Origin of the sequence: uncultured Clostridium sp. (genome assembly GCF_947039605.1) — a bacterium.
Taxonomy (GTDB): Bacteria; Bacillota; Clostridia; order Clostridiales; family Clostridiaceae; genus Sarcina.
In genome coordinates this window covers 1-15,914 of record NZ_CAMQZG010000064.1, presented here as the reverse complement: position 1 = coordinate 15,914, position 15,914 = coordinate 1, and the positions used below count along the sequence as shown (strand labels likewise).

Here is a 15,914-nt window from a genome sequence, read left to right as displayed (position 1 = left end):
TATTAAATTATTTTTTAAAGAAATATTTTTAAATTCTAAAGAATCATCCAATTTTTCAATATATATATTCTCATCTGAAAAGAAAAAAGTCCAAAATCCATCTACTATAATAAAATCTTTTTTTTCTTTTTTACTTCTTTTAATTGCAATTATAATTTCTATAATTAAAGATTTTCTAAGAACTATGTTTTTTAATAATAAACTCATACTAATCACTCCTAAAAAAGAATAGCATATAAATTTATTATTTACTATTCTTCTGGATTTAAAGGCTCTTCATCAGGTTCCTTTTCAGCATCACTTTCTTCATATTTAATTTTTACAATCCCCTGTTTTCTTGCAAACTCTATTTCTTCATCTGATAAAGGATATGCCGTTCTAATTTCCCCTGTCCCTTTTCTCCTTCTTCTACTGCTTTAACTATAATTTAAATTCCTTACCTTACTGTTTGCATAAGCATATCTTCAAGTTTTATTCCTTTCAGTATAGCAGCTCTAATATCCTTATAAAAGTCCACTATAATTGTTTTATTTATTAAGTTTATAAACCTAACTCTAAAAAACAACTTATTAATTAAGAAAAAGTTACAAAAAATATTCTAATGGTAAATTAAGGTCATTTTTAGAATTAAAGTAATAATGAATTGAGTTTGTAGTTATTTATTATACCTTTTAGTATTAATAATATAAATTTAAATGAAAGGGTGATTAAAATGATTAGACTAACTTGTTATCCAATCAAAAGTGGAATAGGACATAATTTATTAAGTAGTATTACAGGTGCTTTTTTAGGTGCACAAAAGCCATTTATGATTGGAACAACAATGAAAAGTTTTCAAATAGCTAGACTTGAAATAGATAATGGGGTTTTTACTTTAAAAATTAAGAGTGGTGATTTTGATAAAGAGTATGAGATTATAGAAAACATTCCAGTTAATGATGTTACAGAATTTAAGATTTTAACTAAAGAAAATAAAAAATATATTAATTTTATAACACCTACTAACAAATATAGTTTTAGTATAGATAGTGATATAAGTAAAGAACATGAAGAGGCTATTTTAAAAGTTTTTAAAAATCAATAAAATAAAGGAACTACATCAAAATACTAATTAATAGTAAGTTGATATAGTTCCTTTTTAGTTTTAGTTTTAATTTCAATATTTTTTATATTTCATAAAATGAGGTTTTTTCAAATGTTTCAAATCCTGTATTAGTGTATAATTTACAAGCTGTAAGGTTATCTGACTTTACTTTTATATAAATTTCCTTTACACCATAAATTTTGGCTTTAAATAAAAGAAATTTCAAAAGAATTTTACCAACTCCATGCCCTTGAAAATTTGGTTTAACACAAAAGTTTGATATAGTATATTTCTTATCAAGTAAAAGTATTTGCCCATACCCTACATACTCATCATTTTGTTTTATAAAATATGATAATTCTGGTATATAACACTTTCTTCCCATCTCATATCTAACATCTCTTGTTCTAAGAGGAGTTCTTTTATTAGAAAAGAAGGCATCATTTTGAAGTTCACATCTTATATTTTCATTTTTACCTTTTTCAAGCTTTTCAAATGTAAAATCAAGAAAACCTTCTTCAAACTTTATATTATCAAGTGATGACATTTTCATAAATTTATTTGAAGATTTTTCAGTACACCCTAGCTTAGAAATGATATTATCTTGTTCATTAGATATATAGACAAAATCTTTTTTAGAATATTTTTGTCCAAATATTTTTTTCTTATTTTTATTAGCAATATCAAAAATATCAGTAATTTTAAATTTATCATTAACTCTATCTGTTTTCCAAAGCATTGTACTTCCATTTGAGTACTCTACATGGAAAATATATTGTTCTACTAGTATATCTTTTAAAAAACCTATTAAGTCAGTTCCTAAACAGTTTTTAATGTCTTTTCTAAAGTAAAAAAAGTCTAGAATATTAAGTAATTTTATTTCCATAACTCACCTCAAAATGACTATTACAGGAATATTTTACATTAATTCTAGACTTAATTCAAGAAGCTACTAATTATTTTCTAAGATTGTTATCACTTCATTAATTATATAATCTGGAGTAGATGCCCCAGCAGTAACCCCTATAACTTTACAATCATAGTTAATTATTTCATCAGTTAAATCTTTAGCATTTTCTATATGGTAAGTGTTTTCACAATTCTTTTTACAAATTTCAAATAATTTTGTTGTATTAGAACTATTTTTACCACCTATAACAATAACCATATCAGCTTTATTTGAGATACTCTGCGCACTTTCCTGTCTTTCATCTGTTGCAGCACATATAGTATTAAAAGCAACTAGCTCTTTTACTTGTGATACAATTTTTGATAAAACTATGTCCCAGTTTTCTTTTTTCTCAGTAGTTTGAGAAACTACGCAAACTTTTTTTGGAAAACTTATAGTATCAATATTTTCAGCAGTAGCCACTATTGCAGTATCTTCACACCACCCATTAATTCCAACTACTTCTGGGTGATTTTCATCCCCAAGGATTACTATTTGGTAACCTTTTGTGTAGTACTCTTTAACTTTTTTATGAATATTAGTAACATAAGGGCATGTTGCATTATTTACAACAAGTCCATTGCTATTAAGAGTTGTTATTACTTTTTCTTTAACTCCATGTGATCTTATAACAACAACATCCTCTTCACTAAGTTTATCTATATCTTCTAAGCTTATAGCTGTAATTTCTTTTGATTCTAGGTCATTAACAACATCTTTATTATGTATTAATGGTCCTAAAGTATATATTTTTTTACCTTTTTCATCTCTAGCTTTTAAACTCTCGTCAACAGCTCTTTTTACTCCAAAGCAAAAACCAGCATTTTCTGCTAATATAACTTCTCTTTTCATTTTAAAATTCCTCCAAACCATTTTATTTAATGTGTTTTAGAATTTCTGATACAACTTCCTCTATGTTTAGATATGTAGTATCTACTTCAATCGCATCATCTGCTTTTCTAAGAGGATCTACTTCTCTAGTTGAATCATACTCATCTCTTTTTATAATATCCTCTAATATCTCATTGTAATCAACCTCAAGACCTTTGCCTACAAGTTCTTTGTATCTTCTATCAGCTCTTTCATTAGCACTTGCTACTAAGAAGAATTTATAAGGTGCATCTTTAAGTACTACAGTTCCTATATCCCTACCATCCATAATAACATTATATTTATTAGACATAGCTCTCATAAGTTCTACAAGTTTAACTCTAACTTCTCTTACCGATGCATATTCTGATACTCTTTTGCTTATCTCTGGCATAGTTATTTGGTCATTTATATTTTCTCCATTTAAGAAGAGTTCATCATTTTCAAAATATATATCCATTGAATTAGTTAATTCAAGTAATTTATCTACACTTTTATAGTCAATATCTTTTTCTAATGCTTTTAACGTAACGGCTCTATACATAGCCCCAGTATTTATGTACATTAAGTCAAGTTTATCTGCTATTATTTTTGCGATTGTACTTTTCCCAACACCTGCTGGTCCATCTATTGCTACACTTAATCTATTCAAATCATATACCTCATTTCAAATTTTATAATTATATGTTATCTCCAGCTAAATATCCAGTAGACATTGCAATTTGAACACTATATCCACCTGTGAATGCATCAACATCTATAAGCTCTCCTGCAAATGAAACATTATCTAATATTTTAGATTTCATAGTTGATGGGTCTATCTCATCAACAGATACTCCACCAGAAGTTACTATAGCTTCATCAAGGCTTCTTAACCCTTTAACGTCAAACTCTACACCTTTAATGAAATTAACAAGTTTTTTTCTTTCATCTTTAGTAATAGAGTTAACTTTCTTTTCTCTATCAATATCTAAAGAATCTAAAATAAATGGTATTAATTGCATTGGGAAAAGCTTGTTTAAAGAATCTTTAAACGCTGTATTAAGATTTAAGTTAAAATCTTTTTGAACTCTAAGGTCTAAAGTTTTGATATCAAGAGATGGTTTTAAGTCTATAGATATCTTATAAGTAGACTCTTCATCTACAAATTTACTAGCTTTTAATACTATAGGACCAGAAACTCCATACATCATAAACTTCATTTCACCTTGTTCTTCATAAATAACTTTTTCTTTAGCTGTTGTAGTATCAATAACTTTTAATGATACATTTTTAAGAGTTAATCCTAAAAGTTGCTTTAAATCATCATGCATAAGTTCTATAGGAACTAGTGATGGTTTAAGTTTAGTTATTGTATGTCCTGCTGCTCTTAATAATTCATGAACCTCTCCTGTTGAACCGGTTCTAGGATATGACTTACCCCCTGTGCATATTATAAAATGATCTCCATTTACTTTTTTTCCATCTTGTAATGTTATACTTTTAATCTCATTGCCTTCTAAATTTAATTTAGCTACTTTTGATTTTAACATAACATTGACCTTTGTTTCTTTTAACTTTTTATTAAATCCATATATAATATCAGAAGATTTATCACTAACAGGGAATACTCTTCCACCACGTTCATTCTTTAGATTTATTCCTTGTTCTTCAAAGAAATCTATTACTCGAGTATTATCATATGTGTATAATGCACTATATAAAAAATGAGGATTTGCATATATATAATCAAAAAACTCACTAATATCTTTAGAATTTGTTACATTACAACGACCTTTTCCTGTAATGAACAATTTTTTACCAATTTTATCATTTCCATCTAATAATATAACATCATGATTTTCTGCCGCTTTTATAGCTGCCATCATTCCTGCTGGGCCTGCTCCAATTACTACTACCTTAGCCAATTTATCAGCTCCTAATCTTTAATTTAAAACATTTTTATATTAATCTTTTAAAATATTTTTGTCAAATAAATAAGCTGCTTATAACTTGTATAAACAGCTTGTTTATTAATGTTCTATATTGTTTCTATTATAAGTATAAACATTATAATCTTTCCAGATACATTCTAAGTCTTCAAAAGTATGAGTTATTTTTTCTTTTTCTCTCATTCCTATTGATATTACTAAAGCATTTATTATACTTAGTGGTGCAACTAATGAATCTACAAAAGATGCCATATTGCTTTGTGCTATTAAAGTACAATCTGCATTTGTTGCAAGAGGTGATATTAAGCTATCTGTTATAGCAATAGCTTTAGCATCTCTGCTTTTTGCAAATGCTAATGCATCTATAGTTTTAGTTGCGTATCTTGGGAAACCTATCCCAACAACAACATCCCCTTTTCCTATATTGATCATCTGCTCAAATATATCGCTCATTCCACTTGAAACAACTTTTACATTATCAAGTATTAAACCTAAATAGAATCCTAAAAATTCAGCAAGTGCCATTGAACTTCTAAGACCTACTATATATATTCTCTTAGCCTTGAATAAATCATCAACAACTTGTTCAAAGTCATTATAATTTATCTTTTCAAGTGTTGCTCTAATATTTTCTATATCGGCCTTTAAAACTCCTTTTAAAGGATTATCTTCTCTTATAAAATCACTTGATAATTCTAACCTTTGTACTGTTGTAAGTTTATTTTTTATAAGCTCTTGTAATGATTTTTGCAATTTTGGATATCCACTAAACCCAAGTTCTATTGCAAATCTAACAACTGTTGATTCACTAACACCTACACTAACTCCAAGTTTTGCTGCTGTCATAAAAGCTGCTCTATCATAATTTGTTAGGATATATTCAGCTATTAATTTTTGACCTTTGCTAAGTTTTGGAAACTTAGATTGTATAACTTTCATTAAATCTTGACTATTTTCCATAAAAATTTCCTTCCTCGTACTAAAATGAATTATATTAATTCAATTCTATCATTTTAGTATGTATGATTCAAGGGTTACTTTTTTTCTATAACTAGCAAACAAGGCGGATTATTAGGTCTGTTTATAAACTCTTGATATAAAACTCCAAAATGCTTTGTATTTAAGTTTTTTGCAAGATTTAAAATAGAATCCTTCTCTCTTGCACCTTCTTCATGTCCAGGGTACATAGCAATAAACATCATTCCATTTGTATTTAAAAGTTCTAATCCAGACTCAATACTCTTTATTGTACTATTAGTTTTAGTTGTAATATGTTTATTTGCACCAGGTAAATATCCAAGATTATAAACTATACAATCTACCTTACTAGTAATATATTTATCAAAATACTCATGACTATCTAAAATTACATTCACATTTGCTATGTTTTTCTCTTTATAAGAAGAGGTAGCTGCTTCTTGTACATCAAAGCTATAAACCTCTTCAAATTGATTTTTTAAAAAATCTGTATCATATCCATTGCCAAGAGTTGCATCTATAGCAAGTTTATTCTCACCAATTTTATTATTTTCTATTATATTGTGCATTATATTATTAAAACTATTTATATAATTAAATATCATTTTCATTCACCTATCTACTATAAATTATTTAAATACTCAACTTCTGAACTACGTAGATTTCTCCATTCACCTTTATCTAATGAATCAATATTTAATTCACCAATAGCAACTCTTTTAAGTGTTAATACTTCATGGTCAAATGCTTCACACATTTTTCTAACTTGTCTGTTTTTACCTTCATGTATTTTTATTTCTATAAGACTGCTAGTTCTATAAACTTCTAAAGTTTTAATGCTAGCTGCAGATGTCATTTCGCCATCTATCTCAACACCAGTTCTGAATTTTTCCATTTCTTCATCTGTAAATGTACCATCAACTTTTGCTATATAAGTTTTATCTACATTTTTTCTTGGGTGTATTATTTTATTGTAGATATCACCATCATTAGTTAACAATAATAATCCTGAAGTTTCATAATCTAATCTTCCAATAGAATATATTCTCTCCTTAACTTTGACTATATCTAATATAGTTGGTCTGTTTTTTTCATCACTATTACTAGTTATGTATCCCTCTGGTTTATTTAGCATTATGTAAACTTTGCTACCTTCTAGGTTAATAACAACATCATTAACTTCAACTACATCAGTCCCAGCCTCAACTTTAACCCCTAGCTCTGTTACTACGACATCATTAACCTTTACAACTCCTGATAATATTATCTCTTCACATTTACGTCTTGATGCTACTCCGCATCCTGCCATATATTTTTGTAATCTTTCACTCATAAAAAAAATCCTCCATTAATTGTTTAGTATATCTAATTCTAATTAAATAAAATGGTTAATGCAAGCTAATAAACGTTACTTATAAATATTTACTCTAAATAGGAGTATATGTATAATATAATTAGAGGTGATTTATTATGAGTTCAAGAACTAGAATGATTGCTCCAAGAAATACAGTAAACACAAAGCAATTATATACATTTTATATATTAAAGGAACTATCTAGAGGGGAAGAAATTTTTGGAAATAAAGTTTTAGAAGCTTTTAAATTAGAATTTTCTAAGTGCCCATTGCCATTTCCAGTTTCATCTAGTACAGTTTATGATACTTTATATTCTTTAGAGGAAAATGGATTTGTTGTTAGTACATGGCTTGGGGACCAATTTGTAAATAAACGTAGCAAAAAGATTTACAGAATAACTGATGAGGGTGTTAGCTATTATAAAACACATGTAGCCGACTATGTGGATGCTTTACATAAGAATAAGGCAACATTAGATATATTAATTGCAATGCTTATTAAATAAAAGAACACCATACTTTTAGAGTATGGTGTTTTTTTTATGCTATTATAATAAAACTACTAAAGTCTTTGCTTTTTAATAATTTAACTCTGCTATCTGCATTTTTCTTGTCAGAAAAACTACCAGTTATACATCTAAACATTTTTTTGTTATTTTCTTTGTATATTTCTAAAAAGCTATCAAACCCTTTAGCTTTTAATTCTTTAATTCTACTTTCTGCATTAGCCCTATTAGAAAAAGAGCCTGTTACACATCTATAAGTTCTTTTTTTTGCTGGCTTACTTGGTATATCACTTGAAATCTTTTGATTTGCTACACCCTCTGCTATTAATAAACCAATTTTATCCGAACCAGTATTTTTATAAATACTTACATCCTTAGTTGCTTCAACAAAACAAACTTCAACTATTACAGCCGGCATATTAGTACTTCTAAGTTCATAAAAACCACTAGTTTTAGTACCTCTATTTCTAAGACCTATTGATGAAAGCTTAGAACAAATTCTATTAGATACTTTTTCAGATGTACCACCTTTGCTATAAACCCAGCCTTCTGTTCCTATAGCACCATCATATGAGCTATAAGCTTTATTAAAGTGTATTGATATAAATATTTCTGCACCCCAACTATTAGCTTTGTTAACTCCATATGATAAATCACTACTGCTAGGCATATTACCTGGTGTGACATCTAAAACTGAATGTCCTAATTTTTTTAAATATTTTATTGTAGCATCTTTAACTTTTCTATCTTCAATAGTTTCGTCAAGTATACCTCTTGCCCCACTAGCTTGAAAATTATGACCGCCTCTTACCGCTATCTTCATTAGTAAATCCTCCATATTTGTAAAATAATCTTTATAATATAATATCTTACAGTGATATGTTTTGTTCCTATTATCTTATGAGTTATTTGTAATTTTATTTACATAATTTAATAAGTTATTCAAAAAGACTACAGTACTTGCTATAAGGTCCTTACAGCCATCTAGGACATAATAAAAGAAAGGGTCTATTTCAATTTCTTCAGGTGAAAAAATTATAAGGTCATGTAAAAAGTCTGATACTAAAAAAGTTTTATACTTAAATTCTTCTAAATTTTTAAATATATCTACATTTGAAGAGGCTATTTCTTTTAATCTATAATCTAAATTAGAAATTCTACTATTTAAATTTGTTGCAAAAGAATAGGTACTTCTAGTCATATCTAGTGAAAAATGAAATCTTTTATTCTTTATTGAATCTAAAATAATTTCAATATTGTTATAAATTTGCTGAGAATAATCTGATAAATTGATTAATTCAGTTTGAAAACTTGATTTTTTGGGTTTCTTTTTAAATAATTCAAACATAAAATACTCCTTTTAGTCTTTTAATAATAAAAAAAGGATTTCTTTTCAGAAATCCTTTAGATTTTAGTTTAATTTTGAAAGGATAGATGTTCCAATTGTACCCTCTGGCATTTTAAGACCAAAGTTTTCTACGATTGTTGCACCTATAGTTGCAAAGTTTTCTGATGTTTCTAGTATATCAGAATTCTGCATTGAAGGTGAATATGAAATTAAAGGTACAAACTCTCTTGTGTGATCTGAACCTTTATAAGTTGGGTCATTTCCATGATCAGCTGTTATCATTAATAAATCATCATTTTTCATTTTTGATAAGAACTCACCAAGCTTAACATCAAACATTTCTAATTCTTTTGCATAACCTACAGGATTTCTTCTATGTCCCCATAAAGCATCAAAATCAACTAAATTTACGAAACAGAAACCTTTGAAATCTCTATCTTGTAATTCTATTGTTTGTTCCATACCATGTACAGAACTTTTTGATTTAAGCCCTTCTGTAATTCCCTCACCATCAAATATATCTTTGATTTTACCAACTGAAATTACTTCAAGTTTATTATCTTGTAATACATTTAATGCAGTCTTACCAAAAGGTTGTAATGCATAGTCATGTCTATTGCTTGTACGCTTAAACTCACCCTTTTTATTTCCAAGATAAGGTCTTGCTATAATTCTACCAACTTTCCATTCTGGTCTAAGTGTTAACTCTCTAGCAATCTCGCAACATCTATATAATTCATCAAGTCCAAATGTTTCTTCATGTCCACAAATTTGTAGTACTGAATCAGATGATGTATAAACTATCATATCTCCAGTTTTCATTTGGTGTTCACCAAGTTCATCAAGAATTTCAGTTCCACTAGCACTTTTATTACCAACAATTTTATGACCTGTTCTAGATTCTAATTCATCAAGTAGCTCTTTTGGGAATCCAGTATCAGTAAATGTTTGGAATGGTGTAACTATATTTAAGCCCATCATTTCCCAGTGACCTGTCATAGTATCTTTTCCATTACTTATTTCTGATAATTTCATTTGATATCCCATTGGGTTTGTAAGTGGAGCAACATGCTTTACTTTGTGTAAGTTAGCCATTCCTAATTTTTGTAGGTTAGGTATAGTAAAGCTATCAACTGATTCAGCGATATGTCCTAATGTATCTACATTAAAATCACCAAATTCACTTGCATCTGGCATTTCGCCAACACCTAAAGAATCTATAACTATTGTAAAAACTCTATTATATTTATTCATAATTTATTGCCTCCTAAATCTTTTGTTTATTATATTTTTATATGTTATAAAATAGTTAAACTATTTAAATTTTAAATTAGTATAGTATATATAATATCAAAAAAAATCCATTTACACAATCGTTTACAAGGAATTTGTCGAATTTTAATGATTAAATAAAAAAAGTATAATCATATTAAACAAAAATATGATTATACTCTTATACTCTTTTAGTTTTATTTATTATAAAGCTTTTAATGCAACAGCATTAAGCAAACTCCATGGTTTGTTATAATGTGGTTGGAAGAAGAAGTCTGTCATTGCAAGTTCTGCTATAGTCATATCATTTTGTATAACTACAGATAATGTATTCATCATTTCTGTTAAATCATACTTAGAAATAATTTGACCACCTAATACTCTTTTAGTATCTTTATCATAAACTAATTTTATTGTTGCCTCTTCATTAGTTGGCATAAATTCAGGTCTAAAATTATCTGTGTGACTAACTGTAGCTATATTGTAGCTAGTTGTAGCTAGTGCAGAAGTTTCTGTTAAACCTGTTGACGCTATATTATAATCATATATTTTGATACCTGAGGTACCTTGTGTTCCCATATATTTAAGTGTAGGTTCTATTAAGTTTTTAGCAACTAAAGTACCCATTCTTACAGCGTTCGTAGCAAGAGGTATATATCTCTCTTCTTTAGTTGGGTTATATTTAACAACACAACTATCTCCTGCTGCAAATACATCTTTGTGACTAGTTCTCATGTATTCATCTATGATTATTGCTCCATTTGATAACATATTTAATTGTCCTTTAACAATATCTGTATTAGGTCTGAATCCAATACAAAGTATTACTAAATCGGCTTTATATGTGTTTTTATTAGTCTTAACTGTTGAAACTTTTCCATTAGCACCTTCAAAACTTTCAACAAGCTCTCCTGTTGCTATTTTAATACCTTTTTCAACAAATGCTTTTTCAGCTATATCTGTAAACTCTTTATCAAGGTACTTATTCATAATTCTACTCTCAGCATCTACTAAAGTAACATTTTTACCAAGTATCTCAAATGCTTCAGCAAGTTCTACTCCAATATAACCAGCGCCTACAACTACAACATTTTTGCACTCTTTAGCTTTTTCTATTATATTTTTAGCATGATTAAAGTTCTTTGATAGTACAATATTTTCAAGTTCTAATCCAGTGAATTTAGGTACTATAGGCCATGACCCTGGTGTTAGAACTAATTTATCATATGAATCTTCAAATACTTCTTGTGTAAGAATATTTTTAACTTTTAAAGATTTATTTTCTATATCTATAGATATAACTTCATGTTGCATTTTTGTGCAAACACCAAGACTTGTAAGTTTTTCTGGTGAACTATAAAATAGACCATTAGGGTCTTTTATTACATTAGCTACATGAAGTGCTATACCACATGATAAAAATGAGATATTATCATTTTTTTCATAGACTGTTATTTTAGCATCCTTATGTGTTTCTACTATATTATTTATTGCTGCTGTTCCAGCATGTGTACATCCAACTACTATTACTTTCATATTAAAACCTCTCTTTACAAATAACTATTATTCTTTGTTAATAAAATAACACATCCTGTGATACTTTTCAATAATATTCATGAAAAATACTCATTTAATTTGCTTTATATAAATTAGCATCACTAAAAAAGAAAAAATTATTACTGTCGAAGATGAAAAAGAAGAGGTTTTAGATTCACCTCTTCTTTTAAAAATAATTATTTAAATTAATTTAGTTGAAAAAATATTATCTAAATTAACTTTTTTTACACGCCTTTCAATTTCTTTTACATCAAGTGTATATAAATTTTTTTCTAACATTCGTTTGAAAAATACAGACCCAGCAAATGTATATCTTGTTTTTCTTCCTTCCCTAGATTCTATATTTTTATTAGCAAATGAAATTATATCTCCAATAGCAAGAGACTCTGGTAATATAAGAAATGGCATGCCTAAATTTTTTCTAACAGAATTATGACCTGCAAGGGTACCAGTGACAATAACTTCTGTATGACCTACAAATAAGCCGCTTTTTTCCCCTGCACAGAATAAATTTTCAATACCTGTAACCAACATATCATTACTTCTAGGTGCTACGGATAAGTATCTAATAGAATTACCTTTACTACCTGCATAAGGATCTATATATTTTGCATTTTCAAATCCATTAATTTTTCTAAGTTTTTCTAATGGATAATATGTTGTCATTAATTTTGCATGTCCAGTATCTAGCAAAACTAAATTCTCTGCAAATTCTTTTAGTGCATACTGCTGACACACTTTAGTTGTTAACTTAGTATAGTTAATATCTTCTGTTGGAATTTTAGCTATATAGACACCGGTTTCATTTAAAGAAGCTTGTACTTCTTTAGCGAGACTTTCTTTAGATAACTTACATGACCCACTAAATGCACCAAGTTCATCTCCTTCCCTTTCTCCTTGTATATCTTCAACACCACATCTAGCACTAATACTAATTCGCGGTCCAAAAGCAGGACATCTTAATATACACATAGAACAACCATTTCCGTACCTTAAACAATTCCCCATAGGACCTGTTGAACCAGTAGCCTCTATAAATGAATCCCCCTCATAGACATTATCATTAGAATCAATAACAGATATTATTTTTTTATCATCTAACTTAACATCAACAACTCTAGTTGAAAATTTAACATCTATTCCAAGTGTTTTTATATACCGATGAACTTCTCCCTCTATAACATTTACATCATATAAAGAGGCGTGTTTATGTCCAGGGAATTCTATGTTTTTATGTCTGCTAACTCTATCACAAATATTTATTAAATCGCCAGCCCCCATTGCAATAAGTTCTTCAGAAGCTGTAAACCTTCCATTATTCCTCATTATCCCGCCAATATTACCAAGTCCAAGTATCATATCTGTTCGTTCTAATATTTCTACATCTGCACCTGCTTTTTTTGCTGATATAGCAGCTGCAACACCTGCCCAGCCACCACCAATAACTACTACTTTCATATAAATCTCCTTTCTTCAAAAATGCTTCTAGGGTCAGTTTGAGTTTTACACAGACGTTTAATATTATGCCCTTTAAATCGAAGTGTACAGCTACCACAAACTCCTTCACCACAACACATCTTAGCATTATTACAACAACTTAATTTTATATCTTTTCGATTAATCGAATCTAAAAATTCTATAACCTTATAAGTTAGAATATCAGCACCCCCACAATGTATAAAAGATACACCAGTAGCTATATATTTTAATATAATTTCTTTTAATTCATCTGAGAGTTCACCTAGATTTAAAGTATTTATATTATGAGTTTTTAAATTAAAGTTCGGATTATTATTTTTAAAATAATCTTTAGAAAAAGGATTTATATCATTTACAATAGTTATTTCATTATTTTGATTATAAAGTTTTTTTATTATTAAGTTACTAGGTGCAAATCCAATTCCACGTGAAATTATCAAACATTTTTCATTTAATGTTTCATTAATATTTTTAAGTCCAAAAGTTCCATTATAATAAGGCGCTCTTATAAGTAAATATTTAGTCGCTTCAAGTAATGCTTTTGTTTTGACTCCTCGAATTTCAATGTACATAGTTAATGTGTTTTTATTTGGATCTGCGGATTCTATTGATATTGGAAAATCAAAATAATTATTATTTTCATCTGATTTAATAAATATAAATGAACCTGGATTAAGTAAATCCATCACTAGTTTATGAGGGGCTTTTAGTATAAGTTTGATTAATGTATCCTCTAAAAGAATTTTTTCAATTATATCAAGTTTCAAAGTTGGTCTTCCTTTTGTTGCTTTTGATTTATTATATATATACTCTTGATAGATACAAACTCCATTCCAGTTTTTACAATCACAAAAGCGTTGCCCTTGTAATTGTGAACATAACAAACACTCTCCCTTTTCAGCTAAATGACATGGGCAAAATTCTGTTCCAGAGTCTATACATTCAACTTTTTTAAAAGTCATATAATTCTCCTAAATATTGATATTACTATAACTTATCACTACTTGATCCTTTTTGTTACTTAAAAAGCTAAAAGAATACTACTAAAAAGTATGCTTTTAGCTTCTTTTTAGTAGTATTCTTTTTTTACATATTCATAAACTCTATTAGTAACATCCCATCTTTGTGGGCAATTTAAAACTACTATAATAATATTACTATCTTTTTCTTTAACTGATGTTACAAGGCACTTACCGGCTTGCCCTGTATATCCTGTTTTTATACCATTTGCATTAGGTATTTTCCAAAGAATCTTGTTTATATTTCTATAATCTCTTGTGAAGCCAGTATTTTTTGCAGATATTTCTTTAGTGCTTACTATTTCAGCAAATAATTCATTTTCCATAGCAGTTGCACCAAGAATAGCTAAATCATAAGCACTTGAGAAATGCATTGCACTATCAAGTCCATGCGGTGATTGGAAATTAGAATCTATAATTCCTATAGTTTTGGCAAAATCATTCATCAAAACAGAAAACCCTGCAACGCTCCCACCTAAATGCTCTGCAATAGCAATAGCAGCATCATTTCCAGATTTAAACATAAGTCCCCACACAAGCTCTCTAAGTGTCAACTTTTCACCTGTTTTAAAACCTACTTTTGCACCTCTAATAGCAGTAGCTGTTTTAGATATAGTTACAATATCATCTAAATTTCCATAGTTTATTGCAACAAGGGAAGTAATCATTTTAGTTGTACTAGCCATTGCAATATTTTCATAAGCTCTTTTTTCATAAAGAACTTTTTTAGTTTTACTATCAATAGCTATCACATAATGCGCCTCTGGAGTAATGTCTTTTGCAAAAACTATAGTATTAAATAAATTTAAGCTTATACATAAACTTATAAGGACTATTCCTATTTTTTTCAAATTAAATCCTCCTCAATATAATGATTTTTTATTTACTCTTATTTAGTTTGTTCAAATATTAAAATAAATATAAATCTTATTTTTGCACATAATTTATAAAGGAGGAAGATAATAGTTACTAAAATTATGTATAAATACAGTCATATGTAGAACAATATAATTAGAGGTGATTATATTGAAAAATAATAACTATAAACTTAATGAATTTGCAGAACTTCTAAATGTTTCTGTAAGGACTTTGCTTCGTTGGGATAATGATGGAATATTAAAAGCATTTAGAACGCCAACGGATATAAGGTATTATACCTACAAACAATGTTAAAAGCATACAAAACCGAGATAAAACCAACAGAGCAACAGAAACTTAAAATAGAACAAAGTATTGGGGTTTGTAGATATTTATATAACTTTTATATATCAAAAAATATTGAACTTTATAATCAGTTCAAAGAAGAAAAAATTGATAAAAAAGATGCATTTATTAGTGCAAATAACTTTGATAAATATATTAATAACGAGGTTAAAGTATTAGATGAGTTTTCCTTTATAAATACTGGTGGCTCTAAAGCTAGAAAAAAAGCTATATGTGATGCTAAAACATCATTTAAAAGATTTTTTAAATGTCTTGGTGGATTTCCTAGATTTAAAAAGAACAAAGAATTCTTTCAAGAAAATATGAAAGTTTAAAACTTAGAAAAAATAAAGAAAAAGGAGAA

General features: G+C 28.1%; 19 protein-coding genes. 4 read left to right on the top strand and 15 right to left on the bottom strand.

Going from position 1 to position 15,914, the window contains the following annotated elements; all coding sequences use genetic code 11:
- On the bottom strand, positions 1–207 hold a 207-nt coding region (locus tag Q0V24_RS15565; RefSeq protein WP_297522837.1), incomplete at its 3' end, for a hypothetical protein.
- Between the two features lie 505 nt (positions 208–712).
- Between Q0V24_RS15565 and Q0V24_RS15560 the strand changes: the two genes are divergently transcribed.
- Positions 713–1,084, top strand: coding sequence for a hypothetical protein (locus tag Q0V24_RS15560; protein ID WP_297522836.1), 372 nt, complete (start codon positions 713–715; stop codon positions 1,082–1,084).
- An 82-nt stretch (positions 1,085–1,166) separates the two neighbouring features.
- On the opposite strand, the gene Q0V24_RS15555 is transcribed toward Q0V24_RS15560, so the two are convergent.
- From Q0V24_RS15555 to Q0V24_RS15525, 7 genes are all read right to left on the bottom strand, one after another.
- The gene (locus Q0V24_RS15555) at positions 1,167–1,970 is read right to left on the bottom strand and encodes a GNAT family N-acetyltransferase (RefSeq protein WP_297522834.1); all 804 of its coding nucleotides are present in this window, start codon (positions 1,968–1,970) and stop codon (positions 1,167–1,169) included.
- Positions 1,971–2,036: 66 nt separating this feature from the next.
- Positions 2,037–2,885, bottom strand: a complete 849-nt coding sequence (locus Q0V24_RS15550; protein ID WP_297522832.1) for a 4-hydroxy-3-methylbut-2-enyl diphosphate reductase — start codon at positions 2,883–2,885, stop codon at positions 2,037–2,039.
- A 22-nt stretch (positions 2,886–2,907) separates the two neighbouring features.
- Entirely contained in the window at positions 2,908–3,555 is a 648-nt protein-coding gene (gene cmk / locus Q0V24_RS15545) for a (d)CMP kinase (protein WP_297522830.1), read from the bottom strand.
- Positions 3,556–3,583: 28 nt separating this feature from the next.
- Positions 3,584–4,810, bottom strand: a complete 1,227-nt coding sequence (locus tag Q0V24_RS15540; protein WP_297522828.1) for an aminoacetone oxidase family FAD-binding enzyme — start codon at positions 4,808–4,810, stop codon at positions 3,584–3,586.
- Positions 4,811–4,915: 105 nt separating this feature from the next.
- Positions 4,916–5,794 (bottom strand): MurR/RpiR family transcriptional regulator, encoded by an 879-nt coding sequence (locus Q0V24_RS15535; protein ID WP_297522826.1) that lies wholly within the window; start codon positions 5,792–5,794, stop codon positions 4,916–4,918.
- 74 nt (positions 5,795–5,868) lie between these two features.
- Complete coding sequence (locus Q0V24_RS15530) at positions 5,869–6,417, bottom strand: class I SAM-dependent methyltransferase (protein WP_297522824.1); 549 nt, start codon at positions 6,415–6,417, stop codon at positions 5,869–5,871.
- Positions 6,418–6,434: 17 nt separating this feature from the next.
- The gene (locus Q0V24_RS15525; protein ID WP_297522822.1) at positions 6,435–7,145 is read right to left on the bottom strand and encodes a pseudouridine synthase; all 711 of its coding nucleotides are present in this window, start codon (positions 7,143–7,145) and stop codon (positions 6,435–6,437) included.
- Between the two features lie 137 nt (positions 7,146–7,282).
- Between Q0V24_RS15525 and Q0V24_RS15520 the strand changes: the two genes are divergently transcribed.
- On the top strand, positions 7,283–7,672 hold the full coding sequence (locus Q0V24_RS15520) for a PadR family transcriptional regulator (RefSeq protein WP_297522820.1): 390 nt from the start codon (positions 7,283–7,285) through the stop codon (positions 7,670–7,672).
- Positions 7,673–7,706: 34 nt separating this feature from the next.
- Here the strand turns inward: Q0V24_RS15520 and Q0V24_RS15515 are convergent, their stop codons facing one another.
- From Q0V24_RS15515 to Q0V24_RS15485, 7 genes are all read right to left on the bottom strand, one after another.
- Complete coding sequence (locus Q0V24_RS15515; RefSeq protein WP_297522818.1) at positions 7,707–8,495, bottom strand: N-acetylmuramoyl-L-alanine amidase; 789 nt, start codon at positions 8,493–8,495, stop codon at positions 7,707–7,709.
- Positions 8,496–8,570: 75 nt separating this feature from the next.
- The gene (locus Q0V24_RS15510; protein ID WP_297522816.1) at positions 8,571–9,020 is read right to left on the bottom strand and encodes a hypothetical protein; all 450 of its coding nucleotides are present in this window, start codon (positions 9,018–9,020) and stop codon (positions 8,571–8,573) included.
- A 63-nt stretch (positions 9,021–9,083) separates the two neighbouring features.
- Positions 9,084–10,274 carry a phosphopentomutase gene (locus Q0V24_RS15505; protein WP_297522814.1) on the bottom strand — a complete coding sequence of 397 codons (1,191 nt, stop codon included), beginning with the start codon at positions 10,272–10,274 and terminating at the stop codon, positions 9,084–9,086.
- 222 nt (positions 10,275–10,496) lie between these two features.
- Positions 10,497–11,828 carry an FAD-dependent oxidoreductase gene (locus Q0V24_RS15500; protein WP_297522812.1) on the bottom strand — a complete coding sequence of 444 codons (1,332 nt, stop codon included), beginning with the start codon at positions 11,826–11,828 and terminating at the stop codon, positions 10,497–10,499.
- A 201-nt stretch (positions 11,829–12,029) separates the two neighbouring features.
- Positions 12,030–13,307, bottom strand: coding sequence for an FAD-dependent oxidoreductase (locus Q0V24_RS15495; protein ID WP_297522810.1), 1,278 nt, complete (start codon positions 13,305–13,307; stop codon positions 12,030–12,032).
- On the bottom strand, positions 13,304–14,290 hold the full coding sequence (locus Q0V24_RS15490) for a sulfide/dihydroorotate dehydrogenase-like FAD/NAD-binding protein (protein WP_297522808.1): 987 nt from the start codon (positions 14,288–14,290) through the stop codon (positions 13,304–13,306). The genes Q0V24_RS15495 and Q0V24_RS15490 overlap by 4 nt, the downstream gene beginning before the upstream one ends.
- Positions 14,291–14,397: 107 nt before the next feature.
- The gene (locus tag Q0V24_RS15485; RefSeq protein WP_297522838.1) at positions 14,398–15,138 is read right to left on the bottom strand and encodes a D-alanyl-D-alanine carboxypeptidase family protein; all 741 of its coding nucleotides are present in this window, start codon (positions 15,136–15,138) and stop codon (positions 14,398–14,400) included.
- 235 nt (positions 15,139–15,373) lie between these two features.
- On the opposite strand from Q0V24_RS15485, the gene Q0V24_RS15480 reads away from it, so the two are divergent.
- On the top strand, positions 15,374–15,520 hold the full coding sequence (locus Q0V24_RS15480) for a MerR family DNA-binding transcriptional regulator (RefSeq protein WP_297522807.1): 147 nt from the start codon (positions 15,374–15,376) through the stop codon (positions 15,518–15,520).
- A complete protein-coding gene (locus tag Q0V24_RS15475) occupies positions 15,514–15,885 on the top strand; it encodes a helix-turn-helix domain-containing protein (protein WP_297522805.1) in 372 nt (123 codons plus the stop codon). The genes Q0V24_RS15480 and Q0V24_RS15475 overlap by 7 nt, the downstream gene beginning before the upstream one ends.
- The last annotated feature ends 29 nt before the right edge of the window (positions 15,886–15,914 follow it).

Excerpts from the sequence above, each read along its gene's own strand:
- Q0V24_RS15490 (WP_297522808.1), bottom strand. The coding sequence starts at position 14,290 with ATGACTTTTAAAAAAGTTGAATGTATAGACTCTGGAACAGAATTTTGC.
- Q0V24_RS15560 (WP_297522836.1), top strand. The coding sequence starts at position 713 with ATGATTAGACTAACTTGTTATCCAATCAAAAGTGGAATAGGACATAAT.
- Q0V24_RS15510 (WP_297522816.1), bottom strand. The coding sequence starts at position 9,020 with ATGTTTGAATTATTTAAAAAGAAACCCAAAAAATCAAGTTTTCAAACT.
- Q0V24_RS15530 (WP_297522824.1), bottom strand. The coding sequence starts at position 6,417 with ATGATATTTAATTATATAAATAGTTTTAATAATATAATGCACAATATA.
- Q0V24_RS15525 (WP_297522822.1), bottom strand. The coding sequence starts at position 7,145 with ATGAGTGAAAGATTACAAAAATATATGGCAGGATGCGGAGTAGCATCA.
- Q0V24_RS15505 (WP_297522814.1), bottom strand. The coding sequence starts at position 10,274 with ATGAATAAATATAATAGAGTTTTTACAATAGTTATAGATTCTTTAGGT.
- Q0V24_RS15475 (WP_297522805.1), top strand. The coding sequence starts at position 15,514 with ATGTTAAAAGCATACAAAACCGAGATAAAACCAACAGAGCAACAGAAA.
- Q0V24_RS15515 (WP_297522818.1), bottom strand. The coding sequence starts at position 8,495 with ATGAAGATAGCGGTAAGAGGCGGTCATAATTTTCAAGCTAGTGGGGCA.
- Q0V24_RS15500 (WP_297522812.1), bottom strand. The coding sequence starts at position 11,828 with ATGAAAGTAATAGTAGTTGGATGTACACATGCTGGAACAGCAGCAATA.
- Q0V24_RS15495 (WP_297522810.1), bottom strand. The coding sequence starts at position 13,307 with ATGAAAGTAGTAGTTATTGGTGGTGGCTGGGCAGGTGTTGCAGCTGCT.
- Q0V24_RS15550 (WP_297522832.1), bottom strand. The coding sequence starts at position 2,885 with ATGAAAAGAGAAGTTATATTAGCAGAAAATGCTGGTTTTTGCTTTGGA.
- Q0V24_RS15520 (WP_297522820.1), top strand. The coding sequence starts at position 7,283 with ATGAGTTCAAGAACTAGAATGATTGCTCCAAGAAATACAGTAAACACA.
- Q0V24_RS15555 (WP_297522834.1), bottom strand. The coding sequence starts at position 1,970 with ATGGAAATAAAATTACTTAATATTCTAGACTTTTTTTACTTTAGAAAA.
- Q0V24_RS15535 (WP_297522826.1), bottom strand. The coding sequence starts at position 5,794 with ATGGAAAATAGTCAAGATTTAATGAAAGTTATACAATCTAAGTTTCCA.